31 protein-coding genes are annotated in these 25,437 nt (G+C 71.7%); 23 read left to right on the top strand and 8 right to left on the bottom strand.

The genetic code is table 11. The features are described from left to right. The first annotated feature begins 281 nt into the window (after positions 1-281). The 7 genes from ACWDXC_RS41375 (at position 282) to ACWDXC_RS41345 (ending at position 5,543) form a co-directional block, all read left to right on the top strand. Complete coding sequence (locus ACWDXC_RS41375; RefSeq protein WP_449991874.1) at positions 282-1,445, top strand: AAA family ATPase; 1,164 nt, start codon at positions 282-284, stop codon at positions 1,443-1,445. After that, positions 1,442-2,050, top strand: coding sequence for a hypothetical protein (locus ACWDXC_RS41370; RefSeq protein ID WP_449991872.1), 609 nt, complete (start codon positions 1,442-1,444; stop codon positions 2,048-2,050). The genes ACWDXC_RS41375 and ACWDXC_RS41370 overlap by 4 nt, the downstream gene beginning before the upstream one ends. After that, positions 2,047-2,355 carry a WhiB family transcriptional regulator gene (locus ACWDXC_RS41365; protein ID WP_449991869.1) on the top strand — a complete coding sequence of 103 codons (309 nt, stop codon included), beginning with the start codon at positions 2,047-2,049 and terminating at the stop codon, positions 2,353-2,355. The genes ACWDXC_RS41370 and ACWDXC_RS41365 overlap by 4 nt, the downstream gene beginning before the upstream one ends. A 524-nt stretch (positions 2,356-2,879) precedes the next feature. Further along, on the top strand, positions 2,880-4,022 hold the full coding sequence (locus ACWDXC_RS41360) for a helix-turn-helix domain-containing protein (RefSeq protein WP_449991866.1): 1,143 nt from the start codon (positions 2,880-2,882) through the stop codon (positions 4,020-4,022). Next, positions 4,019-4,633 carry a hypothetical protein gene (locus tag ACWDXC_RS41355; RefSeq protein WP_449991863.1) on the top strand — a complete coding sequence of 205 codons (615 nt, stop codon included), beginning with the start codon at positions 4,019-4,021 and terminating at the stop codon, positions 4,631-4,633. Before ACWDXC_RS41360 ends, ACWDXC_RS41355 begins: the two co-directional genes overlap by 4 nt. 53 nt (positions 4,634-4,686) lie before the next feature. Further along, positions 4,687-5,157: a hypothetical protein gene (locus ACWDXC_RS41350; RefSeq protein WP_449991860.1), complete on the top strand. Its 471-nt coding sequence runs from the start codon at positions 4,687-4,689 to the stop codon at positions 5,155-5,157. Next, positions 5,154-5,543, top strand: coding sequence for a hypothetical protein (locus ACWDXC_RS41345; protein ID WP_449991857.1), 390 nt, complete (start codon positions 5,154-5,156; stop codon positions 5,541-5,543). The genes ACWDXC_RS41350 and ACWDXC_RS41345 overlap by 4 nt, the downstream gene beginning before the upstream one ends. Before the next feature lie 113 nt (positions 5,544-5,656). On the opposite strand, the gene ACWDXC_RS41340 is transcribed toward ACWDXC_RS41345, so the two are convergent. Continuing rightward, complete coding sequence (locus ACWDXC_RS41340; protein WP_449991855.1) at positions 5,657-7,117, bottom strand: pentapeptide repeat-containing protein; 1,461 nt, start codon at positions 7,115-7,117, stop codon at positions 5,657-5,659. A 207-nt stretch (positions 7,118-7,324) separates the two neighbouring features. Here ACWDXC_RS41340 and ACWDXC_RS41335 point away from each other — a divergent pair, with 207 nt between their 5' ends. Together ACWDXC_RS41335 and ACWDXC_RS41330 are read left to right on the top strand one after the other, a co-directional pair. Continuing rightward, positions 7,325-8,269 (top strand): hypothetical protein, encoded by a 945-nt coding sequence (locus tag ACWDXC_RS41335; RefSeq protein ID WP_449991852.1) that lies wholly within the window; start codon positions 7,325-7,327, stop codon positions 8,267-8,269. A gap of 27 nt (positions 8,270-8,296) precedes the next feature. Next, positions 8,297-9,019 (top strand): hypothetical protein, encoded by a 723-nt coding sequence (locus ACWDXC_RS41330; RefSeq protein WP_449991850.1) that lies wholly within the window; start codon positions 8,297-8,299, stop codon positions 9,017-9,019. A 207-nt stretch (positions 9,020-9,226) separates the two neighbouring features. Here ACWDXC_RS41330 and ACWDXC_RS41325 read toward each other — a convergent pair whose 3' ends face one another. The 3 genes from ACWDXC_RS41325 to ACWDXC_RS41315 are packed head-to-tail and all read right to left on the bottom strand — an operon-like array spanning position 9,227 to position 10,565. Continuing rightward, a complete protein-coding gene (locus ACWDXC_RS41325; RefSeq protein WP_449991848.1) occupies positions 9,227-9,634 on the bottom strand; it encodes a hypothetical protein in 408 nt (135 codons plus the stop codon). Then, a complete protein-coding gene (locus tag ACWDXC_RS41320) occupies positions 9,631-9,840 on the bottom strand; it encodes a hypothetical protein (protein WP_449991846.1) in 210 nt (69 codons plus the stop codon). Before ACWDXC_RS41320 ends, ACWDXC_RS41325 begins: the two co-directional genes overlap by 4 nt. Positions 9,841-9,896: 56 nt before the next feature. Then, complete coding sequence (locus ACWDXC_RS41315; RefSeq protein ID WP_449991843.1) at positions 9,897-10,565, bottom strand: GntR family transcriptional regulator; 669 nt, start codon at positions 10,563-10,565, stop codon at positions 9,897-9,899. A 161-nt stretch (positions 10,566-10,726) separates the two neighbouring features. Between ACWDXC_RS41315 and ACWDXC_RS41310 the strand changes: the two genes are divergently transcribed. From ACWDXC_RS41310 to ACWDXC_RS41290, 5 genes are all read left to right on the top strand, one after another. Beyond that, positions 10,727-10,930, top strand: coding sequence for a hypothetical protein (locus tag ACWDXC_RS41310; RefSeq protein ID WP_449991841.1), 204 nt, complete (start codon positions 10,727-10,729; stop codon positions 10,928-10,930). Continuing rightward, entirely contained in the window at positions 10,927-11,367 is a 441-nt protein-coding gene (locus ACWDXC_RS41305) for a hypothetical protein (protein ID WP_449991839.1), read from the top strand. The genes ACWDXC_RS41310 and ACWDXC_RS41305 overlap by 4 nt, the downstream gene beginning before the upstream one ends. A 12-nt stretch (positions 11,368-11,379) precedes the next feature. Beyond that, a complete protein-coding gene (locus ACWDXC_RS41300; protein ID WP_449991836.1) occupies positions 11,380-11,547 on the top strand; it encodes a hypothetical protein in 168 nt (55 codons plus the stop codon). Positions 11,548-11,592: 45 nt separating this feature from the next. Further along, positions 11,593-13,890: a hypothetical protein gene (locus tag ACWDXC_RS41295; RefSeq protein WP_449991833.1), complete on the top strand. Its 2,298-nt coding sequence runs from the start codon at positions 11,593-11,595 to the stop codon at positions 13,888-13,890. Between the two features lie 152 nt (positions 13,891-14,042). Next, positions 14,043-15,539 carry a hypothetical protein gene (locus tag ACWDXC_RS41290; RefSeq protein ID WP_449991830.1) on the top strand — a complete coding sequence of 499 codons (1,497 nt, stop codon included), beginning with the start codon at positions 14,043-14,045 and terminating at the stop codon, positions 15,537-15,539. Between the two features lie 75 nt (positions 15,540-15,614). Here the strand turns inward: ACWDXC_RS41290 and ACWDXC_RS41285 are convergent, their stop codons facing one another. Further along, on the bottom strand, positions 15,615-16,232 hold the full coding sequence (locus tag ACWDXC_RS41285; protein WP_449991827.1) for a hypothetical protein: 618 nt from the start codon (positions 16,230-16,232) through the stop codon (positions 15,615-15,617). Positions 16,233-16,305: 73 nt separating this feature from the next. Here ACWDXC_RS41285 and ACWDXC_RS41280 point away from each other — a divergent pair, with 73 nt between their 5' ends. The 6 genes from ACWDXC_RS41280 (at position 16,306) to ACWDXC_RS41255 (ending at position 19,542) form a co-directional block, all read left to right on the top strand. Continuing rightward, positions 16,306-16,776 (top strand): hypothetical protein, encoded by a 471-nt coding sequence (locus tag ACWDXC_RS41280; RefSeq protein ID WP_449991824.1) that lies wholly within the window; start codon positions 16,306-16,308, stop codon positions 16,774-16,776. A gap of 58 nt (positions 16,777-16,834) precedes the next feature. Next, positions 16,835-17,131 carry a hypothetical protein gene (locus ACWDXC_RS41275; RefSeq protein ID WP_449991821.1) on the top strand — a complete coding sequence of 99 codons (297 nt, stop codon included), beginning with the start codon at positions 16,835-16,837 and terminating at the stop codon, positions 17,129-17,131. A 4-nt stretch (positions 17,132-17,135) separates the two neighbouring features. Beyond that, the gene (locus ACWDXC_RS41270) at positions 17,136-17,570 is read left to right on the top strand and encodes a hypothetical protein (RefSeq protein ID WP_449991818.1); all 435 of its coding nucleotides are present in this window, start codon (positions 17,136-17,138) and stop codon (positions 17,568-17,570) included. 125 nt (positions 17,571-17,695) lie between these two features. Further along, positions 17,696-17,821, top strand: a complete 126-nt coding sequence (locus ACWDXC_RS41265; RefSeq protein ID WP_449991815.1) for a hypothetical protein — start codon at positions 17,696-17,698, stop codon at positions 17,819-17,821. Positions 17,822-17,983: 162 nt separating this feature from the next. Beyond that, positions 17,984-18,769, top strand: a complete 786-nt coding sequence (locus ACWDXC_RS41260) for a ParA family protein (protein ID WP_449991812.1) — start codon at positions 17,984-17,986, stop codon at positions 18,767-18,769. Further along, on the top strand, positions 18,766-19,542 hold the full coding sequence (locus ACWDXC_RS41255; protein ID WP_449991809.1) for a hypothetical protein: 777 nt from the start codon (positions 18,766-18,768) through the stop codon (positions 19,540-19,542). Before ACWDXC_RS41260 ends, ACWDXC_RS41255 begins: the two co-directional genes overlap by 4 nt. 44 nt (positions 19,543-19,586) lie before the next feature. On the opposite strand, the gene ACWDXC_RS41250 is transcribed toward ACWDXC_RS41255, so the two are convergent. The 3 genes from ACWDXC_RS41250 to ACWDXC_RS41240 form a co-directional block, all read right to left on the bottom strand. After that, complete coding sequence (locus tag ACWDXC_RS41250) at positions 19,587-19,901, bottom strand: hypothetical protein (RefSeq protein ID WP_449991806.1); 315 nt, start codon at positions 19,899-19,901, stop codon at positions 19,587-19,589. Between the two features lie 20 nt (positions 19,902-19,921). Continuing rightward, a complete protein-coding gene (locus ACWDXC_RS41245) occupies positions 19,922-20,527 on the bottom strand; it encodes a hypothetical protein (RefSeq protein WP_449991804.1) in 606 nt (201 codons plus the stop codon). Positions 20,528-20,752: 225 nt separating this feature from the next. Further along, complete coding sequence (locus tag ACWDXC_RS41240; protein WP_449991801.1) at positions 20,753-21,394, bottom strand: hypothetical protein; 642 nt, start codon at positions 21,392-21,394, stop codon at positions 20,753-20,755. Positions 21,395-21,593: 199 nt separating this feature from the next. Here ACWDXC_RS41240 and ACWDXC_RS41235 point away from each other — a divergent pair, with 199 nt between their 5' ends. From ACWDXC_RS41235 to ACWDXC_RS41225, 3 genes are all read left to right on the top strand, one after another. Continuing rightward, entirely contained in the window at positions 21,594-23,096 is a 1,503-nt protein-coding gene (locus tag ACWDXC_RS41235; RefSeq protein ID WP_449991798.1) for an AAA family ATPase, read from the top strand. A gap of 63 nt (positions 23,097-23,159) precedes the next feature. After that, positions 23,160-23,843: a hypothetical protein gene (locus tag ACWDXC_RS41230; RefSeq protein WP_449991795.1), complete on the top strand. Its 684-nt coding sequence runs from the start codon at positions 23,160-23,162 to the stop codon at positions 23,841-23,843. A gap of 64 nt (positions 23,844-23,907) precedes the next feature. Further along, a partial coding sequence (locus tag ACWDXC_RS41225) for a DNA translocase FtsK (RefSeq protein WP_449991792.1) occupies positions 23,908-25,437 on the top strand: 1,530 nt, incomplete at its 3' end.

Here is a 25,437-nt window from a genome sequence, read left to right as displayed (position 1 = left end):
ATGGTTCCGGTTTCCTGACAGGTTGGCGACCTGCGGGTTTGCCGGGCAGTTGATGGGGCGGGCCGGCGGGGGCGGGCCGGGGTGGCTCGGTGGTGCGGTTGACCATGGTAGGCGGCTGCCACTAGAGTCTGAGTAAATCACCTGTATTATTCGAGCACTTACGGCTGACGTGGCCTATGCTGCGCGGGCCGTACCCCCGGCTCGGATCGTGCGGGCCCCGACAAAAGCCGAGGCGAGGGATTGCGGCCCTCCGATCGGCGAGGTTCCAGGAAGGCAGTCACGTGCATTTCGTTTTCGAGGACGCCACCCCTACGTCCGAGTACGCCCGGATCGTGCTGGACGGGCTGTCCGGCGCGGGCAAGACCATGACGGCGCTGCGCATGGCGCGCGGGCTGGTCGGCCCGGACGGGATCGTCGGCGTGGTCGACACGCAGCGGGGGCAGGCGTCGAAGTACGCCCGCCAGTACCCGTTCAAGCGGCTGAACCTGACGAACTACGACCCGGCGAGCCTGACCCAGATCACCGCTGCGGCGGCGTCGGCGGGCATCGGCTGCCTGGTCGTCGACTCCGGCACGCACTTCTGGTCGGGGCGCGGCGGCATGCTGGAGCTGGTCGGCAAGTCGAAGAAGACCGGGCCGTTCGGCGGCTGGGACGAGGTGCGGCCGATCGAGCAGGCGATGCTGGAGGCGCTGCTCAGCTTCCCCGGGCACCTGATCGTGACGCTGCGGGTGAAGTCGGACTACGCGATCGGCGAGGACCAGAACGGCCGCCCGAAGCCGGTCAAGATCGGCATGAAGCCGGAGCAGCGCGAGGGGTTCGAGTACGAGTTCGACCTGGCAGGGTCGATCGACCTGTCGCACACGCTGACGATCACCAAGTCGATCATGTACGACGTGCCCGAGCTGGCCGTCGGCACGTCGATCACCAAGCCGGGCGAGGAGATCGGCGAGCTGATCGGCTCGTGGCTCGCCGAGGGAACCAAGCTGCCGACGATCCTCGACTACCGGACCCGGGTCCTGGCGGACGGCGCGACCATCGCTGACCTGATGGCCGTCAAGGAGGAGTCGGAGCAGCGGGACATGCACACGCTGCCGGTCGTCGACTCCTTCGGCAACACGGTGCAGCTCGTCGACCTGATCCGCGCGCAGTGGCCGGAGGTGGCCGCCCGGCAGCGCGGCAAGTCCAGCCCGCGCGCCGTCAAGGAGATGCAGGAAGCGATCGCCCAGGCGGGCGACGTGGCGACGCTGACGGTCGTGGGCGAGAACATCGTCGCCGCGATCGACTTGGGCGCGCTACGCGACCCGGAGAAGACCAGCGTGCGCGGCCTGTACGAGGCGCGGATGTCCGCCCTTCAGGCCGCTGCTGACCTTGAGGCCGCCTCGGAGCTGGCGGCCGAGACGCACACGACCGCAGAGCAGCCGGACGACATCGGAGCAGAGGCGTGAGTAACCCGGACGAGACGACGTGCGCCGCCCCCGCCCCGGGGGCGGCGGCCCCGGCGGGCCCGCCGGTCGACCGGCGTATGGAGTCGCTCGGCTACCTGCTGGCCAAGGCCGGGATCAAGCTCCTGGAGTCCGCGGCCGCCGCCCACGCCGACACGCTGCGCACGAGCAGGCGCCCGGACAACAGCCCGCTCATGGACGTCGCCGATCGTGAGGCCGCGTGGCTGGCCGGGCGCCGTCTGGGCGCGACCCGGATGGACCCGGGCAAGGTCACCGTCCAGTGGGATGGCAGCGACCCGCGCGCCGTCGAGTGGGTCAAGGCCCACCCGAAGTACAGCAGCGAGCTGCGGGAGATCGTCGAGCCCGCGCTGGTCACGAAGCTGAAGGCTCACGCGAAGAAGGTCGGCGGGCCGGTCGACGAGAACGGCGACCCGATCCCCGGCATGTGGATCGACTACGGGAAGCCGACCCCCGTGCAGGAGCTGGTCGACGACTTCGCCGAGGTGATCGCCGCCGCGATCGAGTCCGGCGAGCTGACCTTGGAGCGGCTGTTCCCCGGCCTGCTCACCCCGCCCCCCACCGCGCTTGAGGAGAACCCCCCGTCATGAGTACCTCGCCTGTCCCCCGCAGCGAGTTCATCAACCGCAACTGGCGGCAGGAGGCCGCCTGCGCGGACGTGCCCACGTACGTGTTCTACGACGACAAGGAGCGGCTGCCGGACGGCCGGCGGCGGCCCCGCTACGACGAGGCGAAGGCGAAGAGGATCTGCGCCGGGTGCCCGGTCGCGGTGGAGTGTCTGGACGACGCGTTGCGCCGCAACGACAAGCACGGCATGCACGGCGGGCTGAACGAGGCCGAGAAGAAGGCGGAGCGTCGTCGTCGTATCCGGTCCCGGACGTTGTTCGCGGCCTGACCAGGGAGGTTGTTGCCGGGGGCGGGGCCGGGTGGTCCCGCCCCCGGCTTTGTGATCTTGGTGATTGGACCTTAACGCCGGGCTGTGCTTGTCTCCCGGCGCCTCGGCCTGCCGCTGTTTCTGCTCGCCCGCGACGGTGGCCGGCCGGGGCGTTTGAGCCCCACCGACAGTACGGAGTTGCCCGTGAGTCTGATCATGGCCCGCCCCTTCGCCGGCGTTGTCCGGCCGGGCCTGCACGGCCAACCTAGGGTCATAGATTCTCGGAATGATCTTGGTGGCGTCCCTGGTCAAAGCACGGTAGATTGCGGACGCGAACAAAATTACGACAACGGCGGCCCCATAGGGGACCGCCGTCGCGACCAGGGATCACAGGGCGTTGGCGCGCCCTCCCCCTGGTGGCCTCACTCATCCACTTCAAGGAAATATGAGGAGGCGTGCATGAGCGTATCCGACGCTGCGCGCAAGCATGAACTGAACCCCGCTGCTTCGACGGCTGTTCTCCGCCACACCTGTGAGGTGGGCCGATGAGCGTCGAAGCGATCTCCTGGGCGCTGAACCACGCACCCGTCGACGAGTCGTCAGCCGCGTTCGTCCTCGTCGGCCTGGCCAACCACGCCGGCCCGGACGGGCGGGGAGCGTTCCCTGCCGTCTCCCGGCTCATGATCTACACCCGCCTGGGCGAGCGCACCATCCGTGAGCAGCTCGACATCCTCGAGGCGGCGGGCATCATCCGGCCGTGCGACCCCGCGATTGTCGCGGCCTACATCAAGAACGCCGGCAGCCGCCCCCAGGGGTGGGACATCGACATGACGCTCAACCGCGAGAACCCCGAACATCTCGCCCGGTTCCAGGCTGCCGTCGACGCCGTGAAGGCAGAGCGGAAGGCCCGCCGGGACCGCCTGGCCGCCAAGCGTCAGCAGGCGAAGAAGGCTCCCACCAGCGACGACGTCGAAGAGGTGCGACGGTCGCACCCCACGGATGACAGGGGTGCGACCGTCGCACCCCCAGAGGTGCGACCGTCGCCGGAAGGGGGTGCGACCGTCGCACCCGAACCGTCCCTTAAGCCGTCCATTGAACCGTCCGTTCAGGAGATGCCGACTACGTCGTCATCTCCTGCGGGCGACGGCAAGCAGGGCAGCGTCTTCGGCGACGACAAGCCCCCGGCCGCGACGGCGAAGAAGTCCCGGCAGCGCAAGCAGCGCACCGCCGAGGAGCAGGCCCGGTTCGAGCAGGCGACCGCTGTGGCCGAGTGGTGGTGGAAGGTCTGCGACGACGCGGGCGTGCCGAAGATCGGCAAGACCGCCGGGTCGAACGGCTTCCCCGGCCTGGTGAAGATGCTCGAGTCCGCCCTCGCTGACAACTACACGCAGCGGGAGGTCGCCGACGCGCTGCGGCACAACCGCAAGCGCTTCCCCTCGCTGTCGATGTTCGAGAACGCGCTGATGGCCGTGCGCGGCGTCACCCCGCCGCCCCAGCCGGGCGGCGCCGGGCAGCAGCGCATGGCCACCTCCGACCTGCGCGTCACCCAGGTCGAATCCATGATGGACGACTACCGCCGGGCCGTTGAAGAGGGCCGCCTGGACGAGTGGTTCGCCACCCCCGGATGCCTGACCAACCCGAGCGACTCGGCCGCCGAGCACGCCGTGATCTCCGGAGGTGCCTGGTGACCCCCGACCAGACCGGCCAGGTCCTCGCCTACGTCGCGGCCGCCGACCGGCGCACCATCGGCAAGGCCGACCTGCTCGTGTGGCAGGACGGCGTGGGCGACCTGCCCTTCGCCGACGTCATGGACGCCGTCCGCAAGCACTACCGCGAGTCGACCGAGTTCCTCATGCCCGCCCACGTCCGCCGCGCGGTGCGCAAGGCTCGCGAGGACCGCGCCTCCCGGGGTGTGCCCGCCGCTCCCCCGGCCGAGATCGCCGACCGGCCCGGCGCCTACAAGCTGCACCTGGTCCGCGCCATCGCCGACATCGCCGACCAGCGCGACATCCACCGGGCCCTCGGCCCCTCCCTCGACCGGGAGGGCCCGACCGAGGAGTACCGGTCGCTGCGCGCGCAGGCGCTCGGCGGCGGCGAGCTGGCCACCCGCCAGCGCGCCGAGCGGTGGGGCGCCCCGTGCCCCGTCGCCTGGTGCTCCGCCGAGGCCGAACGGCCGTGCCGCGACCACGACGGCAACGCCCTGCCCTGGCAGCGCACCCACTCCAAGCGGATCGTCGCCTGCCGACAGGCCCGCGAGGACCGCATGAACGCCGCACAGACGCGACGGGACGCCGGATGATCACCGGTGCCGGGAAAGGCCCCGAGACGGCCACAGGGCGCGCACAGCGCCCTGTGGCGTCCGCTCCGCCCGTCCCCGGCCGGATCACCATGGCGCTCGACGCCGCTGGCCTCTACGGGCCCGACGTCGACCGCGCCCTCGGCGGCGAAGAACCCATGGTCGACGAATGGGAACTGGGCATCCGCGTACCGAGCCCGCGCCAGCTCGTCACGCTCGCCCGGATGACCGGCTTCCCCGTGAGCTTCTTTTTCAAGCCGCTCGAGGAGCTGACCGGCACCGCCTGGCTGTGCAGCCACTCCGGCCCGCGCAAGGACCGCTGCCAGACCGTCGAGCTCGGCCCGCCCGTCCCGCCCGTCGCCCAGGCCGCCGACTTCACCCGCCGCTACCCCGGCTGGTGGTGCCGCATCCCCCGCTGCCCCCTCGCCGGCCGCCGCCAGACCGCCCTCACCGACCAGGCCGCGGCCGCCGGATGGCGCCGCCACTACCTGGACGTCCACTACCAGCCACCCCAGGAGGGGCGATGACCACGATCGACGACACCACCACGCCGGCCGACGGCACCGCCATCGAGTCGCACACCCACGACTTCGAGACCGTCGTGCAGATGGGGACCGGCGACCCCACCACGCTGTGGTGCCAGGGCTGCGGCCGCTCCTGGCCGATCGCCACCCCCGCCACCGGCGAAGCGGCACCGGCGGGTGAGGTGGCCGGGTACGTGGTCGTCGGCGACGTCATCGCGGCCGCCGGCGACGACGGCCAGCCGAAGGTCACCCGCTGGATGAGCCCCAACCGGCGTCCCACGCTGGAGGATGCCCGGCGCGATCAGGAGTTCTGGAGCTCGGGCCGGCATCTGAAGCACGTTGACCTGCGGCTGGCCGAGCTTGTCATCGTGGATCGCGCCGAAACTTGACGGGGTGGCGAGGAGGCTCTTCACGTCATGCAGAACGTGACCAGAGACGTGCTGTCACTCCGCTGCCTCGCCCACAGGTTCTTCGGGTCCCGCTGTGCTCTCCAGCTCGACCCCTACCGGCCGGGGTTCTTCTTGGGCAGCAGCACCTCGGCCGGCACCGGATCCGGCAGCACCGGAGGACACGACCAGTCCACGGCCCCGAGGAAGTTAACCAAGCCGCCGGAGAACCTCGCGTGGTGGAAGTAGACGTTGCCGTCGGAGAACCTCGCGCCGCCGAAGCTGACCTCACCGCCAGAGAACGTCGCGCTGTGGAAGCTGATGTCACCGCCAGAGAACTCCGCTTGGTCGAAGTAGACATCGCCGCCGGGGAACGTCGCGCCGCCGAAGCTGACCTCACCGCCAGAGAACGTCGCGCTGTGGAAGATGACGTTGCCGCCGGAAAACTTCGCGCTGTGGAAGTTGACCGCACCGCCGGAGAACGTCGCGCTGTGGAAGTTGACCGCACCGCCGGAGATCTTCGCATAATCGAAGTAGACCTTGCCGCCGGAGAACTTCGCGAGGTGGAAGATGACGTTGCCGCCGGAGAACTTCGCGCCGCCAAAGTAGACCCTGCCGCCGGAGAACGTCGCGCCGCTGAAGCTGACCTCACCGCCCGAGAACGTCGCGCCGGCGAAGTAGACCTCACCGCCGGAGAACGTCGCGCTGCTGAAGCTGACGTCACTGCCGGAGAACGTCGCGCTGCTGAAGCTGACGTCACTGCCGGAGAACGTCGCGTCGCCAAAGTAGACCTCACCGCCGGAGAACTTCGCGCTGTGAAAGCTGACCGCACCGCCAGAGAACCTCGCGCCGTCAAAGTTCCCGCCGTCGAAGATGACGCCGGTGAAGTCGAAGTCGTAGCCCTGCCAGGACGACGCGGCGCCGTCGCGGAGGTGGGAGGTGATAATGCGGATGATGGTGTGGCGCACCTCGCGAAGTCCGGCGAACAGCAGGCGCTCGTCGGCGTCGCCGGACTCGCCCGGGTCGGGTTTGTACGGTAGGCGCAGGTAGGCGCACAGCACATCGATCAGCATCTGGCGCAGTTCGCGGGTGGGGGCGTCGTCGGCCAGGCCCGCGAGGGCCTGCACCCCGGCGAGGCGTACGGCGGGAGCGTCGTGGCCGAGCATGCCGGCGGCCGTGGCGAAGCGCTCGTTGAACAGCTTGGTGGCTTCGCGCTGATGGGCCTCATCGGCACGCTGTTCGGCGGCCTGCTGGCGGTGCTCAGCGGCCTCGGTGACTTTCTGCTTGCGGTACGCCACGACCAGGGCGATGACGCCGCCGACGCCAGCCACCACGGCGAACGACAGTTTCAGCAGGTCCAACAGCCGGGCCAGGGAGATACCGCTGGCGTTCGGCGTCAGGGCCGGGAAGCCCAGCAGCCACAGGGCGCCGGTGAACAGTCCGGCGCTGAGCAGGACCGTACCGAGCAGGGCGAGGGTGAGCACAGGCCCGATGCGGGCCAGGCGCAGGCCCCCGTGGGGAGGCGCGGTGAGGGACGTCTCGCGTAAGGCGGGAAGCTTGTCGTCGGGCTTGGCCACGGAACTCACGGTAGGAGGAATGGGCAGGGGGCACCAGCAGTTCAGCTCCTCCGCCGGCGAGACCCCAAGGCGCCGATCGTCCAGGCCTACGAGGTCCACTCCCACAACTTCGACACCACCACGCGAACCCCTTGCCAATCTATGGGGGTACCCCCATAATCGGGTGTGTCAGTGGAACCGGTCTTCTCCCAACCCTTGGAGCCGATCATGAATCTGAACATCACCCCCGCACTCATCACCGAGCTGTACGAGTACGGCCAGCAGACCGGCCGCCCGGCCGACACCGTCATCATCCTCACCCCCCAGGGCTGGGACACCAAGGTGCTCGTCAACGGCACCGGCCCGGCCTATGACGACGACCCCACCCTGTGGCCGATCACCGCCCAGGGCATCTACGACTGGCTCGACGGCGAGGAGATCGACGACGACTGCGCCGAAGCGCTCGCCTCCCCCGGCGAGCCCGGCCGGGACGACTACAGCATCCCCAACGAGCACGGCGACCACGACGCCACCCCGCACCCGTCCTGGAACGTGCAGGTCGTCACCGGCGCCACCGACAAGTACGGCGACGTCGTCCACGACTGGCGGGACGCGTTCTGGTTCAACGTCGACGACGCCACCCAGATCACCGAGACGGACAGCGGGCACAGCCTGTGGCGCACCGCCGGCGGCCGCTGGCTCCGCCTCCACGGCGACCAGTGGACCGAGCTCCAGCGGGAGGACGCCGCCGAGTGGGCCTACAACACCGCCCCCAACGATCTCCTCGGCGACGTCGACGAGCAGGACCCGCTCGTCAAGGCCGCCCAGGCCGCCCGCCTGCTCGCCTCCGCCTTCGCCGCCCCCGAGGTGCCGACCGCCTCCACCGGCTACTTCAACAACGTGGACCGCCGGCCCGGCGACGTGCGCGACGAGGCCGCCGACACCTTCCACGCCATCCCCGCGATCACCGAGCACCTGATGAAGCAGGTCGTCCTGCCCAGCCTGCGCGGTATCCGCGCCCAGGCCGCGCAGATCGTGGTGGACTCCTTCAACGGCAACCAGTCCGCCGCCGCCCGCCACCTCGGCGTCAACCAGTCCACCCTCAACAAGATGCTCCCCGAGCCGCCCCCTCCCGCCCCCGCCGACGACCACACGGACGACTACCTGACCTGACCACCACGACGAGACACTAGGACACTCATGACCACACCGGACACGAGCCCGCCACCGAGCACCGGCCAGGAGGGATGGGCCGCCGACGTGCTCGCCCACCAACTCCACGCGGGCACCATCCCCAGCACCGTCCCCCGGTGGGCGATCCCGTCCAACGTCGGCCAGCACGACGCCCACGCCTACGCCCAAGGCGTGCTGTTCGTGGGCCGCTACGACCCCGACATCGCCCGCGTCGACGACAGCCTGAACGTCCCCGTCGCCAAGCGGGCCCTGGCCATCGGCCGCAGGGCCATCGGCCCCCGGGAGCACGCGCCCGGCACCACCGAGGCGGAGCACCGCGCCCAGGTCGCCGTCTACTGCGGCCTGCCGCTGCTGGCCGGCCACGTCGTCGCCCGCGCGCAGCTCGCGCTCGCCGCCGACGACCCGCTCCTGCACCCCGCCATCCACGAGCTGGTCCAGCGAATGTGGCCGAACCGGTCCACCGCCAGCCCGCCCGGATCGGCCGGGGTACTCAAGGCGGCGCTCTCGCTGAACCGCCACCTCCAGCAGTACGGCGACGCCGGCATCCCGTTCCTGCCCGACCTGGCCAAGGTCGGCCGGGCGGACGGCAGCACCTACGCGCCATCCCTGCGCGAGCTGCTGCGCCGCGTCATCTACTCCACCCGCCCGCTCCTGCAATCGGCGTTCGGCCGGGCCATGCACACCGGCCTGACCGAGATCCTCGCCGAACCGGCCCAGCCGAACCGATAGCGCCACCGGCCGGATCGTGGCATCCTGGCCGCCTCCCCACACCCAGTGGGGGCGATCCTCGGCTCTGCTGAACCCGAGGCTCTACAGCACGTCGGCCCCGCGCACGCGGGGATAGCCCGTAGTCCTGTTTGCCCCCGAGGCTCTACGGCACATCGGCCCCGCGCACGCGGGGATGTCCCACCTACGCCGCGCAGCGGCCAGCATCCCCTACGGGATCAGGTCGATCTCCACACCGTCCCACAACGCAGCCAGCGGGATCGGGTTCGCGGTCACGACCGGCAGGCCCCGCCGGCGCGCCGCATGCACCACGCTCGCCGCGGTGATCCCCTGCTCCGCGTACGCCGCCACCGGCGCCAGCAGCTCAGCCACCGCCGGCGCGTTCCCGGGAGTGAGCGAGTCCACGACGGTGACGTCCATCGCCAGCAGCGCGTCCAGCACCGTGACGGCCTGCTTGGGGAGCTGGGCGAGCGCGGCCGTGACCGCCGGCGCGGTCGTCACCAGCGGCACGATGTAGTCGCGGTGCTCGGCGCGGGCCCAGATGGTCGCGTCGACGAACGGCGAAGTGCGGCGGCTCCAGGCGATCAGCGCGCTGGAGTCCAGGACGCGACCGATCACGCGGCGTGGGCGCGGCGCGCGGCGAACTCGGCGTCACGCTGGCGCGCGAGCTCCAGCATGTCGGCCGGCGGCTCCCCGCCCATGATCTCCCGCAGGATGTCCAGCGCCGAAGCGCGCGCCTCCTCCGGGTACTCCTGGCCCTCGACGTCGGCGGGCTCGTCGACGGCGATCTCGTACTCAGGGGTGTCGCGCTGATCGGGGGTCATGCCGTCAGGGTACCCGCGGCGGCGCCGGCGTAGCCAGCGAAACCCGGCCGCCAGGCTCAGCCGAGCGTGAGCCGCAGCTTGTACCTGTCCCCCGGGTACAGGCCTTCCCGCACCACCTGCACCGCGCCGTCCCGGTCGACCAGCTCCACCACGTACTCCAGCAGCGGCGTCCCCGCCGGCACCCCCAGCGCGGCCGTCTCCTGGCGGGTCGGCATGCGCGAGACCACCTCGACCTGGCGGCCGACCAGCTCGACGCCGGCGCGGCCGAGCAGCACGTCGTCCGGCTCGGGCAGCGCGGCGGGCTCCCCCAGCTCAGGCACGAGCGCCACCAGGTGGCGCGCGTAGTAGGAGGCGACCATCGGGGTGGCGGCCGAGCTGCGCCGTACGACCGACGTGGCGCCCGGCATCAGGGCGGCCACCTGCGCGGGCGGCTGCATGATCGCCACCTCGACCAAGCCCGGCCCTTCCTGGCGGCCGCTGGTCAGCATCGCCTCGACGGGGGTGCGCTCGTAGGAGCGCACGAACACACCACGACCGACCTCCCCGCGGGTCACACCTGCGATCTCCAGCTCCCGCAGCGCGCGCCGGACCGTAGTCGGCGTGACTCCGTACTGCTCGCGAAGTGCGGCCTCGGACGGCAGCCGGTCGCCGGGACGTAGCCGGCCTTCCTCAATGTCGCGGACGAGAGCGCTCGCGATGGCTTCGTACGCGCTCTTCTCCGCCATGCCGCCCACTCTCCATTTGAAGCGCCCCGCGCCGCCACACCAGTCATCCCAGGTCGCTAATGATGTACCGGCCGGAACGTCCACCGTCAAACACTCCTTCTTGCATAATCCTCTACGTAGAGGTTAACTTCTACGTAGAGGTTCGCCAAGAGGGAGACGAGATGATCCGGTTCCGGCCCCGCCCCCGCGAGGAGCAGAAGCCCCCTCGCGAGCGCGGCCGCGTGTGCCTCGACGGGCAGCAGCCCGCCACCGAGGTCGCCCGCGCTGACGGTTGGGTCGTCGTCCAGCTCGACGACGGCGCCACCCCGACCGTCCTCGCCGACCGCATCACCCCCTGCACCTGCGCCGGGAAGGGCTGCAAATGATCGCCACGATTCTGCTGATCGCTGCCGCCCTCTTCGCGGCCGTCTCAGTCGTCGTCTACGCCCGCCCCGACAAGGACCGCCGCCACCCGACCCCGGCCGACGTGTGGCGCCAGCACTCCCCCGTCCGCGCCGAGCTCGCCCGCCGCCTGCTCGCCCTCTACGGCCTCCTGATCACCGGGCACGCCGCCATGGGCGCCGCCCTGATCGCCTGGCCGCTCCTGGTCGGCCTGGCCCGCGCCACCTGGTGGACGCTCCGGCTGACCCTGCACGTCACGGTCGGCCTGGCCCACGCCGTGCTCAAGCTCACCCCCCGCCTCTTCAAGGGCCTGACGTACGTGTGCGCCGGCCTCTGGTGCGCGGCCGGGTGGCTGGTCTGGCACATCGACCAGCTCACGGCCGACCCCACCCCCAGCAACGCCCCCCAGCTCGCCGTCTGAAAGGACCCGCCCGTGATCAGCCTCGGCCCCTTCCTCCTCATCCCCGTCCCGGTCGTCATCTTCCTGCTCCTCGCGGTCGTCACCACCATCTACCTGGTGTGCCGCGCCCACGGACGGAACCGCCGCATGCTGGCCAGCCTGCGCGCCGCGCGGGCGACCAGCTCCGACACCGACCAGTAACCCTCCGGCCTCCCGCCCCCTCCCGCTCCAGGAAGGAGACCCCTCGTGTTCGGCAGCACGCGCCCCGCCGCGCTCCCCCCGGCCCCCGCCGACGCCGCCCCCGCGGCCCCGGCCAAGCCGCAGCGCGACCTCCTCGCGCGAGCTGTCCGCTGGACCGCCTACAACGCCGTATGGCGGCCCATCCGGTGGGCGATCAAGACCGAAGCTCGCCGCATCTGGCGGCACCGCGACTTCCACACCCCGTGGTGGAGCGCCGCCAGCCTCTACATCACCAGCACTATCGCCCACGCGACCGAGGTGCCGTGGTGGGCGAGCATGCCCGTCCTGGCCGCCGCCGTCACCGGCATCCACCGCTACCTGTCCAAGCGCGACCTACTGCCCATCTCCCCCGCCAGCGTGACGGGCGCCGCCGGCGCGCTCGCCGCCTGGGCCGCCGCCACCATCCAGGCCGGCCCCCTCACCGCGCCCACGATCGCCGCCTGGGGCGTCCTCACCCTCGCCACCACCGCCGCGTGGGGGCTCCACCGTGAGGCGCGCCGGTGGCGCAAGATCCGCGTCCGGGTCCGCGTCAACGCCCGCACCATGCCCCGCGTCCTGGCCGAGCTCGGCTTCCCCGGCGTCCAGGTCGTCGGCCGCCCCCGCGTCTCCGGCAGCGGCCGCGTCGAGTACGCGCTGCGCCTGCCGGTGAAGGTCACCCGCGCCAAGCTGGTCAAGGCCAGCGAGGACATCGAATCGGGCATGCGCTGGCCCGCGCACTCCCTGCGGGAGATCATCCAGGACCCCGCCCACAACGACGCATCCCGCGTGCTGCTCGTCCAGCACGAGAGCAAGGTCCAGGCCCGCACCGTCTCCTTCGCGCCCCCCGCCATCCCCACCACCGTCATGGACGTGGCCTGGCTCGGCGTCGACGAGGACGGCCGCGACGTGTACGTCGCCAACTACATCCCCGACTACGGCATGACCCGCGGCGTCTACGTCGGCGAGTCCGGCAGCACCAAGTCCAACCTGATGCGCCTGCTCGCCTGGATGCGCGCCCACTGCGACGACGTCCTGCTGTGGATCATCGACCTCAAAAACGACGGCATGACCTACGCCGAGCTGCTGCCACGCCTAGACCGGCCCATCGCCACCACGTGGGAGGCCGCCACCCGCCTGCTCCAGGACGCCGACGCCGCGATCCCGCTGCGCGGCCGGCTCCTGCGCCCCGAGGACAACCAGGTCCTGCCCATCCACCACCGCAGGCCCGCCATCCTGATCATCGGAGACGAGGTATCCACCCTGCTCGGCAAGGCCCGCGCCAACGCAGCTCCGATCCAGGCCGCCAAGGGAGTCGGCAACAAGGGCCGCTCCTCCGGCATCGGCATGGAAGCCACCGGCCAGTACATGTCCCAGGGCAGCATGCACCCCGAGCTGGTGCCGATGTTCAACCGGCGCTACGCCGGCCGCACCGCCGCCAAGGCCGACGCCCAGCAGATCCTCAACGGCTGGAGCAAGCTGGAGACCCCGCTCCTGCCGACCGGCACCTTCTACTGCCAGGAGTCCGGCAAGGCCGGCACCAGCCTGCTCTACACCCCGCTGGTGACCGACAGCATGCTCGCCGAGGCCGCCGCCAAGACCGCCCACCTCGCCCCCGCGCTGGAGGAGTCCACCGCCGAGCTGCTGCCGCACTACCCCACCCGGTGGGCGGACCTGCCCGACCACCTCCTGGACAAGTGCACCCCCGAGCAGCAGGCGCTCGTGCACCAGCACCGCGCCGAGCGCAAAAGCGCCGAGCTCCGGCAGGCCGCCGGCGGCAAGGCGCGCCTGGCGACCGCGGCCGCCGACGACGAGCAGCCGCGCCGCGTCACCGTGACCGAGCGGGTCGACGTCCCGGCCGAGCTGCTCGTCTCCGAGATCGCCGACCCGCACCTGCGCGCCATGGTGCTCGCCCACCTCTCCCCCGGCCTCATCACCACCGCCGAGTCCAACGCGGCCGCCACGCCGCGCCGCCGCTCGTGGGCGAGCGACCGCCGCGCCGCCTGGGAGGAGCTCGGCCTCGTCGAGTCGCCGACGCGGGGGAAGTGGCGCCGGATCGTGGGGGAGGAGGCGATGGTCGCCGGAGCGCTTGAGGCGGAGGACCGGCTGCGCGCCAAGCGCGCCGGGGCGGGGGAGAGCGAAGAACCCGAAGCGGGGGAGGGCAGCCGAAACGAGGAAGGGGACACCCTCGTGAACTGCGCAGACGCCCCACACCCCACCCCGGCCACCCCCGGAAACACCCCGGATACGGCCGATGGGGGAGGGGCCACCCGTATGAGCCCGGGGGAGGGGTCCGCGGCCCCCTCCGACCCCGGACACGGATCGTGACGTATCCCGGCGGGCCCGCCCCCGCCCCACCCCCGCCTCCTACACGCGCGCGTGCGCACGCGCGTAGGGGGGTGGATGTCCAAGCCGCCCGATTTGGACATCCGGTTGGACATCCCGTTGGACATCCCGCAGACATCCGAAGGTGACGGAAAGTGATCGACATAGTTGGCTTCGACCCGCTGCGTGACCTGGCGCCGCCGTACTGGGCGGCCGCCGGCGCCTTCGCGCTGGCGCTGCTGCTCGGCTTGTTTCGCCTGGTCAGACGCCTGATCTTCCCCAAGCGGGCCACGCTGGAGCGGCCGGCCCGCTCGTTCGCCAACGCCGTGACCTGGGCGTGCGCCGCCGCAGCGCTCGTGTTCGCCGGCGAGGGCATCTTCGAGGTCATCACCGAGGCCGCGCCGGACGTGTGGTGGCTGCCGTGGCTCGGCATCGGCCTGCTCGAAGGCCCGCTGCTGGCGTTCGCGCTGCGCGCCAAGGAGCTGATCGCCCAGCAGAAGCACGCCCTTCCTGACCAGGTAGAACGCCTGACCAGGCAGATCGGCCAGGCCACCCGCTACACGTGGCTGCTCGCCTCCAGCTCCGCGCTCATCTCCGCCTCCGCCGCCCTCGACGCCGGCACCCCGAGCATCCCCCTGCTGCGCGCCGCCGCCCCGATCGTGGGCGTCATCCTGTGGCACCACGCGCTGCGCATCGAGCAGGACGCCAACGGCGGCCGCAAGCGCGACTCCCGCTGGAAGTGGACGCCCGAGTACATCCTGACCCGGCTCGGCCTGGTCACCGCCCGCCACACCGAGACGGCCGACGCCGAAGTCCACATGCGTCTCACCAAGGTCGCCGACTGGGTGATCCGGTACGCCCGCAGCGTGAAGCGGAACGCCGACCGGGACAGCCAGCGGGACAGCCTGCGGGACGGCTGGTGGGACACCCGGTGGGACACCTACGTCCGGTGGCGGATGGAACGCATCTACCGGGCCGCGGAACGCGATCTCGACCTCACCCGGAACGCTGACCGGCGCGCCCTGCTGGAGCAGATCATCGCGTCCCGTAGCGACGCCGTCCTCCTCACGACCCACGCAGGCGTCACCCGGGCCGACCTGGGACTTCCCGAAGTGGGACAGCCCGACGAGCGCCCGACGCGGCCGATCCACATCACCTTCGCCAAGCCCGTGGGACGGCCGGTGCGGGACACCCGCATCGTGTTCCACGAGACGGTCGTGGACCGTCCCGTGGAACGCCCGGCGCGTCCCATCCACATCACCTTCACCAAGCCTGCGGGACGGCCCGTACGGGACGCCCGGAACACCCCTGGAACGGGGCGCCGGGACACCGTTGGGACGGTCCGCCGAGACGCCCGGGACAGCGGCAGTGGGACGCCCAAGCGGCCCAGTGGGACGCCCGCCCGGGACGGCGGCGACAAGCCGACCAGAGAGGAGATCTACGACGCCATCGCCGCCGCGATGACGCCGACCGGTGAGGTGCCGATCCGGCCCCTCGCCCTCGAGCTCGGCATCCCCAGGGCGACGCTCCACCGGCACGTCATCAAGTACCGGGAGGAGAACGGGCCCACCCCGCAGTCTCAGGGGGTGATCCCCCCTCCCCGCGCCAACGGCCACCAGCTCGCCTCCGTGGGGGGCGGTAATACCCCGTAGCGAGCGCAGGGAGACGGAACAAGCGAAGGGAGAGGGAAACAAAGGGGGGGGCAGCCCAGACGGGCTGCCCCCCTTTCACGGTTTCCCTGCCCTGGACCGAACCCGGCGCGGCACGTACCCGGCCGCCTCCAGCGCCCGCCGTACGCGCCCCGCCGAGGCGTGCAACTCGCCGGCCACTGCCCGCACCGACCCCAGCCGGTCATACAACGCCAGCAGCTCCTCGTCCTCCGGCAGCGGCGCGAGCTGCTGCCCGTACCCAGCATCCGCCAGGATGGTCCACACGTACCGCTCACCGGCCCCCACGAGCACCGCGATCGCGTCGACCGGCCACCCCTGCTCGTACAAGCCGACGATCTGATCGTGGTCCAGACGCCGCGGCCCGCCACGCTCCCGGGGAGGCTCCCCCGCCTCTTTCGCCAGCAACCGCACCGTCTTGTCCGACACCCGCAACGTGCGGCGCATCTCGTCCAGCGACATGCCCGCCCGGTATGCGGCCAGGATCTGCTCGCGCCGTTCCACCGGCATCAGATGCTCGGTCGACCCGCGCGGGCGCACCTGCACCCCCTGGCGTTCCAGGGCGCGGTGCACGCTCGAGTGCGCCACCCCCAGCCGCCGGCCGATCTCCCGCACGGTCAACTGCTCCTGCACGTAGAGACGGACAGCCAGCTCGTCATCCACCTTCTTCTGCATCACGGGCCGCACCATGACCGATTCACGAGCTAGCGTCTCGGGACACAACCCCGACCAGCCGCTACCGTCCCCGGGCATGGCCCGCCTGCGCCTCAGCCGCGCCCTGAAGACCCGCCTCGCCAACGGCCCCGTCCGCCGCGCCGTCGACCAGCTCACCGACCGGGCCGAGCAGGCGGTACGCGACCACGTCCCCGACGCCAAGCAGTGGGTGTCCACCCAGATGAAACGGCCCGCCCACACCGACGCCCACGGCCAGCACGTCCCCGAGAACGTCCCCTACCGGCTCAAGGGCAAGGGGCCCGGCTGGGATCTGGCCGATCGGCCGCGCGACCCCACTCTGCCGGCCCACCAGAGCATCGGCTGCCAGTGCCAGTCCCTGCCTCTGCCGGGGGCGATCGCCGACGCCGTCACCCGCACCAGCGTCCATGTCGACGGCGGCCGCGTCTCGGCCAAGGTCGTCATCACCTACCCGCGCATCGCCGAGTCCGACCTCGCCGAGCAGGGCGGCGGCTGGCTGGCGGCCGCCATCCGCGCCGCCAGGACGTAAGCGCCGCACTCGGGCACCATGCCACCCCGTACCGACCCGAGACCTCTGGGAGCACCGCATGTCGGCTGACCTCGTTTCGTTCACCCTCGCCCACCCGCTGGGCAGCAAGCACGCCGCCGAGCTCGGCCTCGAAGAGACCGTGTACCCGGTCGGCAGCGAGCTGCAGCTGCCGCGCGCCTACGCCATGCGGCTCGTCGGCGCCGGCATGGTCCAGGGCGCCGACCCCACCGACCACAAGACGGTGCGGGCCGCGCTCAAGCAGGTGGCCGCGCCGGGCAAGCCCGCCCCTGTCGGCGCCGAGCAGCCCGCCGAATCCGCTCCGGCGGGCAAGCCCAAGCCCGGCAAGGGGGAGTGACCTGGTGGCGGCTCTGGAAGACGTCGACGCGGTCCCGCCGGTCATCGCCTACCTGTCCGGTCACCCCGACCTGACGGCCGCGCTGGGCGGGCCCGGCCGCGTCGACGGCGAACACGAGCCGCCCTACCCGCGCCTGCGCGTCGCCGACGCGCCGGGCGGCCGCGAGAACCTCGACAGCTACGTGGTCGCGCAGCGGATCACCATCGAGGCGCTCGGCCCGGTCGACGGGCCGAGCATCGGCAAAGCCGCGCTGCGCCGCATCCTCTACACCGCGCTGCGCGTCCTGGCCGGGCTCCCGGCCGCGCCGGAGGGCACCAGCCCGGACACCGTCGTGACCGCGATCTCCTCGAGCGTGGCCGGCGGGTACGTGCCGCTCGCCGACGGCCAGCCCCGCTACGTCGCCACCGTGACCGCCACCGCGCACCCCGGGCAGGGCTGATGGACGCCTGGTGATCGTGGCTCCTCACCGTCGTCGGCCTGACCGGCCTGTACTTCGCCGGCAGGCGGTACGCGTTCGGGTGGGCCATCGGCCTGGCCGCGCAGGCGCTGTGGATCGTCTACGCCGTGGCGACCCGGCAGTGGGGGTTCATCGCCTCGGCGCTCGCCTACGGCCTGCTCTACGGCCGCAACTACCTGGCCTGGCGTTCCACACCGGAACCCGAGCGCGCCTCCGGGCACGGCAGCGACTGAACAGGCATCCCGGCGCCCTCTCGTAGGGCAACACCTTCGGCATGTGGCGTGCTTGGCAGCGACACCCTGCCGGAAACGGGATAGCGTTTCGGACTGCCCGCCCCTTGGCCGTCGAACCGAAGAGGCGGGCAGACGAACCTATCCCGAAGAGAGGCTACCGCCATGCCTGTCGTTACCTTCGCCAACCACAAGGGGGGCGTAGGCAAGTCCAACGAAGTCGAAGGAATGGCCGCCGAGCTCGCCATGCGCGACCGGCGCGTCCTCTGCATCGACCTGGACCCCCAGGGCAACCTGTCGCGCCGCATGGGCTACCAGGAGCACGAGCTGGAGGAGCGGCCGACCATCGCCGAGGCGCTGCGCGAGGCCAGCCCGAAGGCGCTGCGCGCCGCGTTCCTGCCGTGCCAGTGGGAGCCGGACTGGGCGGAGCGCATCACGCTCGTGCCATCCCGTATCGAGCTGGAGGAGCGCGTCAGCGAAGCGGGCGTCCCCCTGTCGTGGCAGCGGCTACGTAAGTGCCTGGACGGAGTCGCCGACGAGTTCGACGACGTGCTCATCGACACCCCGCCCAGCATCGGCCACCTGCTCCACCTCGCGCTGGTCGCCTGCGACTACGTCATCGGCTCCACCACACCCACCTACGACGCGGTCCGCGGCATCTACCGCCTCAAGAAGTTCATCGACAACCCCGACCAGCGGGCCGGTCTCGGGCTTCGCTGCACGATGATCGGCGTGGTCATCAACATGAAGCGCGCCGGCGTAGCCACCCACGACCAGCGCACGGAGTCGCTGATCCAGCGGTTCGGGCCGCTGGTCTGGCAGCCGAACCTTCCCCTGCGCGCCTCCGTCGAGGACGCCGGCGAGCGGGCCGAGCCGCCCCAGAACGCCGGCATTGAGGTCACGCAGATCTACCGCGACCGTGTCGACCAGTACGTGAAGGCGGTCGCATGATCCGTCGACCTCTCCCCGAAGTAGAAGATGACATCAAGCTCGATCGCGGTGTCGGGCCGGCGGCGGCCAAGGACGAGCCGATCGACGGGCGTGTCGTCGACAAGCCGAAGGCCGCGTTCGACGTGCCCGACGGCCCGCAGTTCCAGCCCGCAGCCGATGACGCCGGGCCGGAGGAGAAGCGCGCCCACTACGAGCACATCGTCCAGGCGGCCCAGGCCGCCCACGCCTCCGCCCAGATGCGCGGCGACCGCTACCTCATCCTCGCCGCCGGGCAGGCCCTGATGGCGCTACGGGAAGACAAGGAGCTGTACGAGCAGCTCGGTCACGCCACCTTCACCGACTACCTGGAGAAGCATCTGGAGATCTCCCGGATGCACGCCTACCGGCTCATGGAGGGCGTGCCCGTCTACCTGGCGCTGCCCAAGGTGACGGAGCTGTCGTTCCGGCAGAGAGCAGCGCTGGCGAAGGCGGGGGATGCGGAGCAGATCCGCGCGGTGTGGGAGAAGGCCACCGCGTCGGGGAGCACCAGCCCGGAGGCGCTGGCCAAGGTCCGTGACGAGCTGCTCGGGATCGAGACGGAACAGCCCAGCACCGGGAACACCGCCGCCGGGCTGACGTTCCCCAAGGTGCGCAAGGCGATCCAGCCGTTCCTCGACCTCGAAGCGCTGGAGCAGGCCGCCGCGAAGGCTCGCAGGCCGAGCGACGTCGAAGAGATCGCCGCTGCGCTCGAGACGGCCGCGGCGAAGCTGCGGGAAGCGATCCGCTCCCACTGACCCCCATGGGCCGTGTAACACGGTGTGTTACACGGCCCTGGAAGCTACCCTGAGGCCGCGTTCAGCGCCGCCTCGACCCGGACGTAGGAGATACCCGGGTCGAACGCTGACGGAAGATCCTGCGCCTCCACCACTGTCCACGACCGCGCCGCGCCGCCATCCTCGACCAGCTCCGCACCGGCCGGGAGCGGCAGCAGCGCCGGGTCGACGGCGAGCACCCACTGGCCCGGCCCCGACCCGGGGTCGTCGTCGACGGCAGGCTTGGACACCACCCGTGCCGGCAGTGCCGGGCCCGCCTCGCCGGGCCCGGTCTGGATGCGGGTTCCGTGCCCGTCACGACCGAACTGAGGCCGCCGCACACCGATCCGGGTGTCCGCCCCTACAACCGCCATGCCGCGCCCGTCTGCGCCGGGTGAGGGCCGATCCCCGGCCGCTGCGCCACCGCCACCACCCGCCAGGGGGAGAGGCTGTCCAGGGTCGGAGGCGCCCCCGCGACCCCCGACCCCGAACCCGCCCCCGAACCCGCGGATGCCCGCGAGCTCTCATACGTGACGGCCTGCCCCTCGACCGACACCGACTTGTGCAGCCGGGCGCCCGCCGCCTGGGCGAGCCGCTGCACCGGCCCGCTCTCGGCCGCGTGCGCGATCACGTACTCGGTCAGCGCCGCCCCGTACGACGGGTCACCGTCCGGGTCCAGACCGGCGCGGTAGACGACCGTCCACCGGCCGGTCGGGTAGCCGTCCACCACCTCCGGGACCGCCGACACGATCTCCAGCACCGGGTCCTGGTCGAGCAACCACCCGTACGGGCCGGCGGCGACGCCGCGCTGCGTGAACTCGGTCGGCTTGGCCGGCCGCATCAGGTAGCCAGCGGCGGTGCGGTACCCGGAGGCGATCGCCTCGGCCAGGACCGGCAGCATGCCTTCGTCGACGGGCAGGCTCAGCCCGGCCCGGATGGCGACCTGCTCGGCGGTCACATCAGCCACTGCCAACCCCTTCACGAACGTGGTCAGGTTCCGGGCAGGAGGGCTGCTCGCCCCACACCGGAGATGTACTGCCGGGTCCCCACCAAAGCCGCACAGCGCACGGCGCGAGGTAACCCTCCCTGCCCGGAACCGGTTCTCCCGTGACCCGCGAGCACGTGCTGCGGCTAGCGCCCTCCCCCCACGAGGCGCCCGCCCGCGACACACGTGCCCGCAGGCCACGGAGCTCTAGTCGGCCGGCACCGCGGCCGCGCGCACGGCCCTCAGGTCGGCCTTGATCTTCTCGGCCTCATCGCGCGGCACCCGCCGTCCGGCCTGCAGCAGGAGCTGGCTGGAGGGGCGGCGCGCGTTCGGCAGGAACGCCGTCCGCACGATCGGCTCCCGCACCACCACGTAGGTGTACTGGACGCCCGGGTCGTCGAACATCTGGTCCGGGTCGGCCGGGCGGCCGTTCATCAGGACCAGGTCGTGGAACTCGGCGCCCGGGGTGGCGAGCATGTTGATCTGCACCGGCTGGGTGGGCGGCGCGGGCGGAGCCAGGGGAGCGGCCGGCGGGTCGAGCGGCGCGGCCTGCGCGGTCTTGGCTGCCGGCGGCGGGTCCGCGGCGGGCGGCGTGCCGTCCTCGCCGTCGGGCTGCTCGTCACCATCGGCCTTGCCGTCGGCCTGGTCGATGTCGTCGGTCTTCTTCGGCTCCGGCTTGTCGTCGTCGCCGTCGTCGGCCTTCTTGACCGTCTTGCGGCTGGTCTTCCTGGCCGGCTTGTCGGGCGTGCTGTCCGGGGCGGCGGGCGCCTGGCCGTCGACGGTCGGCGTGGTGGCCGTGCCGTCCGACGGGTCGGTGGTCGCCGCTGGGGAGGTCTCGCTGGGCGCCACGGGGCACCGCCTTCCTTCGGTCGCTGGTGTGCGTGCCGAAGGGACGTAAGCACATTTTTTTGGTTGCGTCCCGGGCGAGCCTCGCGCGCGCTGTCCCCCGTGCCGGGGCGGCCCACTATCCATAGAGATAAATCTCCTGTAGTATTCAGTTAGCAGATGGGTATGCGGCCCTGTCGCTTGATTCCAGGAGAACCATCACATGCGACCCACCGAGGAGCAGCAGGCAGCGATCGACGCGGCCCGCGCCGGTAAGACCCTCACCATTCAGGCCGGGGCAGGCTGCGGGAAGTCGTCCACGCTGAAGGAGATCGCTCTCGCCCTGCCCGGCAAGCGCATTCTGTGCGTCGTCTACAACAAGAGCGTCCGCAAGGAGCTCATGCGGAAGATGCCGCGTAACGTCACGGTGCACACCAACCACTCCTACGCCCGATCCATGATCCTCAACCGGTGGAGCAGCCACCTCGGCCGGATGGAAGGCGATCGGCAGAATGCCAAGGCGCAGGCCGACATCCTCGACCAGGTCGGCCCCGTACGCATCAACGCCAACGTGGTGCTGACCCCGGCCGCGCGTGCCCGCCTCGCGATGGGCGCGGTGCTCGCCTGGTGCAAGAGCGCCGACACCGAGCTGAAGCCGGAGCACATCCCCACCCCGCTCGGCATCACCAACGCACAGGACATCAAGACGCTGCGCGAGGTCATCCTGCCCATTACGGACAAGGCCCGCGCCGACATCAGGTCGCCCAAGGGCCGCCTGAAGTGGCAGCACAACTTCTACCTGAAGATGGGCCAGCTCATGCTCGCCCGAAGCGAGCACCAGACGCTGCCGTACGACCTGGTGATGATGGACGAGTGCCAGGACGTCAACCCGGTCGCCGCCAGCCTCTACCTGGACATGCAGACCGCCCTCCAGCGGATCATCGTCGGCGACTCGGCGCAGGCGATCAACGGCTGGAACGGCGCGATCGACATCCTGAACACCTTCCCCGCTGACCAGCTCCTCTTCCTGTCCAAGAGCTTCAGGTTCGGCTCGGCCATCGCCGAAGAGGCGAACAAGTGGCTGACCCTGCTAGGCGCGCCGCTGCGCCTGCACGGCCACGAGCCGGTCGGCTCCACCATCGGCCCGGTCGTGCAGCCGGACGCGGTGCTGTGCCGCACCAACGCCGCCGCGATGGGGCAGGTGTTCGACATCCTCGACAAGAACGGCACCCCCGCGCTGGTCGGCGGCGGCAACGAGATCGCCTCGCTGGCCATGGCCGCCGAGCAGCTCAAGCGCGGCGCGCTCACCGACCACCCCGACCTGTGCGCGTTCTCCAACTGGGCCGAACTTCAGGACTACGTCGACCAGGACCCGCTCGGCCAGGACCTGAAGGTGTTCGTCGAGCTGGTCGACTCCCACGGCGTTGAGAAGATCAAGGACGCCGCGTTCCGAGTCAAGGATGCCGAGCACGCCGGGCCCGGCGACACGATCGTCTCCACCAGCCACAAGAGCAAGGGCCTGGAATGGGCCAACGTGCGGGTCGCCAACGACTTCCGCCAGCCCAACCCCGACGCGGGCGACACCGGCGACACCCCGGTCAACCGCGACGAGCTGATGCTCTCCTACGTCACCGTCACCCGCGCCATGAAGCGGCTCGACCGTGGCTCGCTGGCCTGGATCGACGAGCACGTGCGCGGCCGCCGCCACCTCGCCGCGATCGCCTGACCCACCCCGCCTCCACCCGCCCCCAGCCCACCGCCGGGGGCGGGCCCCACCTGGAGAACCCTGATGCTCGACCAGATCCTCACCGACCTCGACAAGCGGCGGCTGCGCCTGAAGGCCGCCCGCGAACTCGTCGACCGCGCCACCTACGCGGGGGAGCGGGACAACGCGCTGGCCATCGCCCACCGCACCAGCAGCCGCATCCGCGAGATCGAGCGCGACCTGCCCACCGTGGCCGGGACGATCACCATCCCCGCCCGCGCCGGATTCGGCAGGATCCGACTGCGCCTGGCGTGCCTGCTCATCCGCCGCCTCGACGGCTGGGTGTCCACCCTCGCCGAGCAGGCCACCTTCAAGCACGGCGACGTCGCCCTGACGTGGACGGCCCGCGCCGACCGCGCCGCGCGCATCCGCGAACTGCTGCCGGAGTTCCTGGCCGAGGTCGACCAGGCCGCGCTCGCGGCCGCCCGGACACACCGCGCCTACCTGCGCACCCTCGGCGAGGAGCACCACACCGAAGCCGACCGGGAGAACCTGGTGCGCGCCTACCGGATGTCGTTCCTCGACCACTACGGCAGCTCGCTGATCGCGCGCATCACGCTCGGCATCAGCGCGCCCGGCCTCCCCGAAGAGATCGAGCCGGGCCGCTACGCCGCCTTCGACGCCATGACGGCCGCCCACCGCGCCGACCTGCCCCGCCTGCACCTCGGCGGCGCCCGCCGCGTGATCGAGATCCCAGCCGCCCCCTAAAGCCTGTCCGGGCCCTCCCCGCATGGAGGGCCCGGACACCCCCTGCCCCGCTTGTGAGGACCCGATGGCCACGAGAAAGAGCACCACCCGCCGACGCACGCCCGCCCGTCCCCGCACCACGAGCAAGGCCCGCACCACCCCCGCCCGAAGTGGGCAGGCCGGCCGCGCGCTGCGCCGCCTCGCCGCCACCACCCGGCGCGGCCTGTCCGCGCTCGCCGCCCGGGTGCGCGACCTCGACCCCGCCCACAAGCGGGACGCGCTCGCCCTCACCCTCGCGGCCGCCACCGTCGTGCTGGCGCCGATCACGTGGGGGTGGGCCGACGGCCCCACCGCCACCGCCATCCACCACGCCGCCGCCGTCCTGGTCGGCGGCGCCGTGTGGGCGCTGCCGCTGGCCACCGCCGCCCTGGTGTGGCGGCTCGCCCGCTCCACCGGCCGCAAACTCGCATGGACGCTAACCGGCTGCGCCGTGATCCTGGCCGGCGTGCTCGGCACCGTCCACCTCCTGGCCGGCGTGCCCGCCCCGTTCGACGCCGCCGCCGGCGGGTTGACCGGCTGGCTGCTCGCCGCGCCTCTGGCCGGGCTCCTGCCCACCGGCTGGGGCGTCGCCGTGCTGCTGGTGCTCGTCGCCGGCGGGCTGCTGCTGGCCACCGGCACCCCGCTCCGGCAGGCCGGGCCGCGGCTGCACGCCGGTGTGGCGACGGTGCGCAGCGCGCTGCCGTCATGGCCTCGCCGAGCCGCCGCCGAGGAGGAGCAGGAGGAGCCCGGCACCGAGGAGGACCAGGCCGAGGAGGAAGCGGAGCAGGCGGAGCCCGCCCCCGAGCAGACGCCAGACCAGCCCCCCACCCCGGTCCCGGCGGGCGCCCAGCCTGCCGCGCAGGAGGCCGCCACCGCCGCCGCCACGCCCGCCCAGGAGCACGCCGCCCCCGCCCCGGCCCCGGCCCCGGCCGTCCGGCGGGAGGCCAGGCAGGAGGCGATCCCGCTCCCGCCCGCCCGCCACCTGCCCGACCCCGCCCTCCTGGCCGCCGCCCCCACCCCCCGGCCCCACACCAAGGCCAACACCGTCGTCGTCGACGCCCTCACCGGCGTCCTGCAGCAGTTCAACATCGACGCCCAGGTGATCGGCTTCACCCGCGGCCCCACCGTCACCCGCTACGAGATCGCGCTGGGCCCCGCCGTGAAGGTGGAGAAGGTCACCGGCCTGGCCAAGAACATCGCCTACGCGGTCAAGTCCGCCGACGTGCGCATCCTGTCCCCGGTCCCCGGCAAGTCCGTGATCGGCGTGGAGATCCCCAACACCGACAAGGACCTGGTGGCGCTCGGCGACGTGCTCCGCGCCAAGGTCGCGCGTGCCGACCACCACCCAATGATCGTCGGCCTCGGCAAGGACGTCGAAGGCCGCACGATCGTCGCCAACCTCGCCAAGATGCCCCACCTGCTCATCGCCGGCGCCACCGGCGCGGGCAAGTCCGTCTGCGTCAACGGCCTCATCACGTCGGTCCTGATGCGGGCCACCCCGGACGAGGTGCGCATGGTGCTCGTCGACCCCAAGCGGGTCGAGCTCAGCGTGTACGAGGGCATCCCCCACCTGATC

Source organism: Nonomuraea sp. NPDC003214 (assembly GCF_053590035.1).
This window is presented reverse-complemented; position numbering and strand designations above follow the sequence as displayed.

Excerpts from the sequence above, each read along its gene's own strand:
- ACWDXC_RS41365 (WP_449991869.1), top strand. The coding sequence starts at position 2,047 with ATGAGTACCTCGCCTGTCCCCCGCAGCGAGTTCATCAACCGCAACTGG.
- ACWDXC_RS41360 (WP_449991866.1), top strand. The coding sequence starts at position 2,880 with ATGAGCGTCGAAGCGATCTCCTGGGCGCTGAACCACGCACCCGTCGAC.
- ACWDXC_RS41345 (WP_449991857.1), top strand. The coding sequence starts at position 5,154 with ATGACCACGATCGACGACACCACCACGCCGGCCGACGGCACCGCCATC.
- ACWDXC_RS41335 (WP_449991852.1), top strand. The coding sequence starts at position 7,325 with ATGAATCTGAACATCACCCCCGCACTCATCACCGAGCTGTACGAGTAC.
- ACWDXC_RS41330 (WP_449991850.1), top strand. The coding sequence starts at position 8,297 with ATGACCACACCGGACACGAGCCCGCCACCGAGCACCGGCCAGGAGGGA.
- ACWDXC_RS41320 (WP_449991846.1), bottom strand. The coding sequence starts at position 9,840 with ATGACCCCCGATCAGCGCGACACCCCTGAGTACGAGATCGCCGTCGAC.
- ACWDXC_RS41315 (WP_449991843.1), bottom strand. The coding sequence starts at position 10,565 with ATGGCGGAGAAGAGCGCGTACGAAGCCATCGCGAGCGCTCTCGTCCGC.
- ACWDXC_RS41310 (WP_449991841.1), top strand. The coding sequence starts at position 10,727 with ATGATCCGGTTCCGGCCCCGCCCCCGCGAGGAGCAGAAGCCCCCTCGC.
- ACWDXC_RS41305 (WP_449991839.1), top strand. The coding sequence starts at position 10,927 with ATGATCGCCACGATTCTGCTGATCGCTGCCGCCCTCTTCGCGGCCGTC.
- ACWDXC_RS41280 (WP_449991824.1), top strand. The coding sequence starts at position 16,306 with ATGGCCCGCCTGCGCCTCAGCCGCGCCCTGAAGACCCGCCTCGCCAAC.
- ACWDXC_RS41275 (WP_449991821.1), top strand. The coding sequence starts at position 16,835 with ATGTCGGCTGACCTCGTTTCGTTCACCCTCGCCCACCCGCTGGGCAGC.
- ACWDXC_RS41260 (WP_449991812.1), top strand. The coding sequence starts at position 17,984 with ATGCCTGTCGTTACCTTCGCCAACCACAAGGGGGGCGTAGGCAAGTCC.
- ACWDXC_RS41255 (WP_449991809.1), top strand. The coding sequence starts at position 18,766 with ATGATCCGTCGACCTCTCCCCGAAGTAGAAGATGACATCAAGCTCGAT.
- ACWDXC_RS41235 (WP_449991798.1), top strand. The coding sequence starts at position 21,594 with ATGCGACCCACCGAGGAGCAGCAGGCAGCGATCGACGCGGCCCGCGCC.
- ACWDXC_RS41230 (WP_449991795.1), top strand. The coding sequence starts at position 23,160 with ATGCTCGACCAGATCCTCACCGACCTCGACAAGCGGCGGCTGCGCCTG.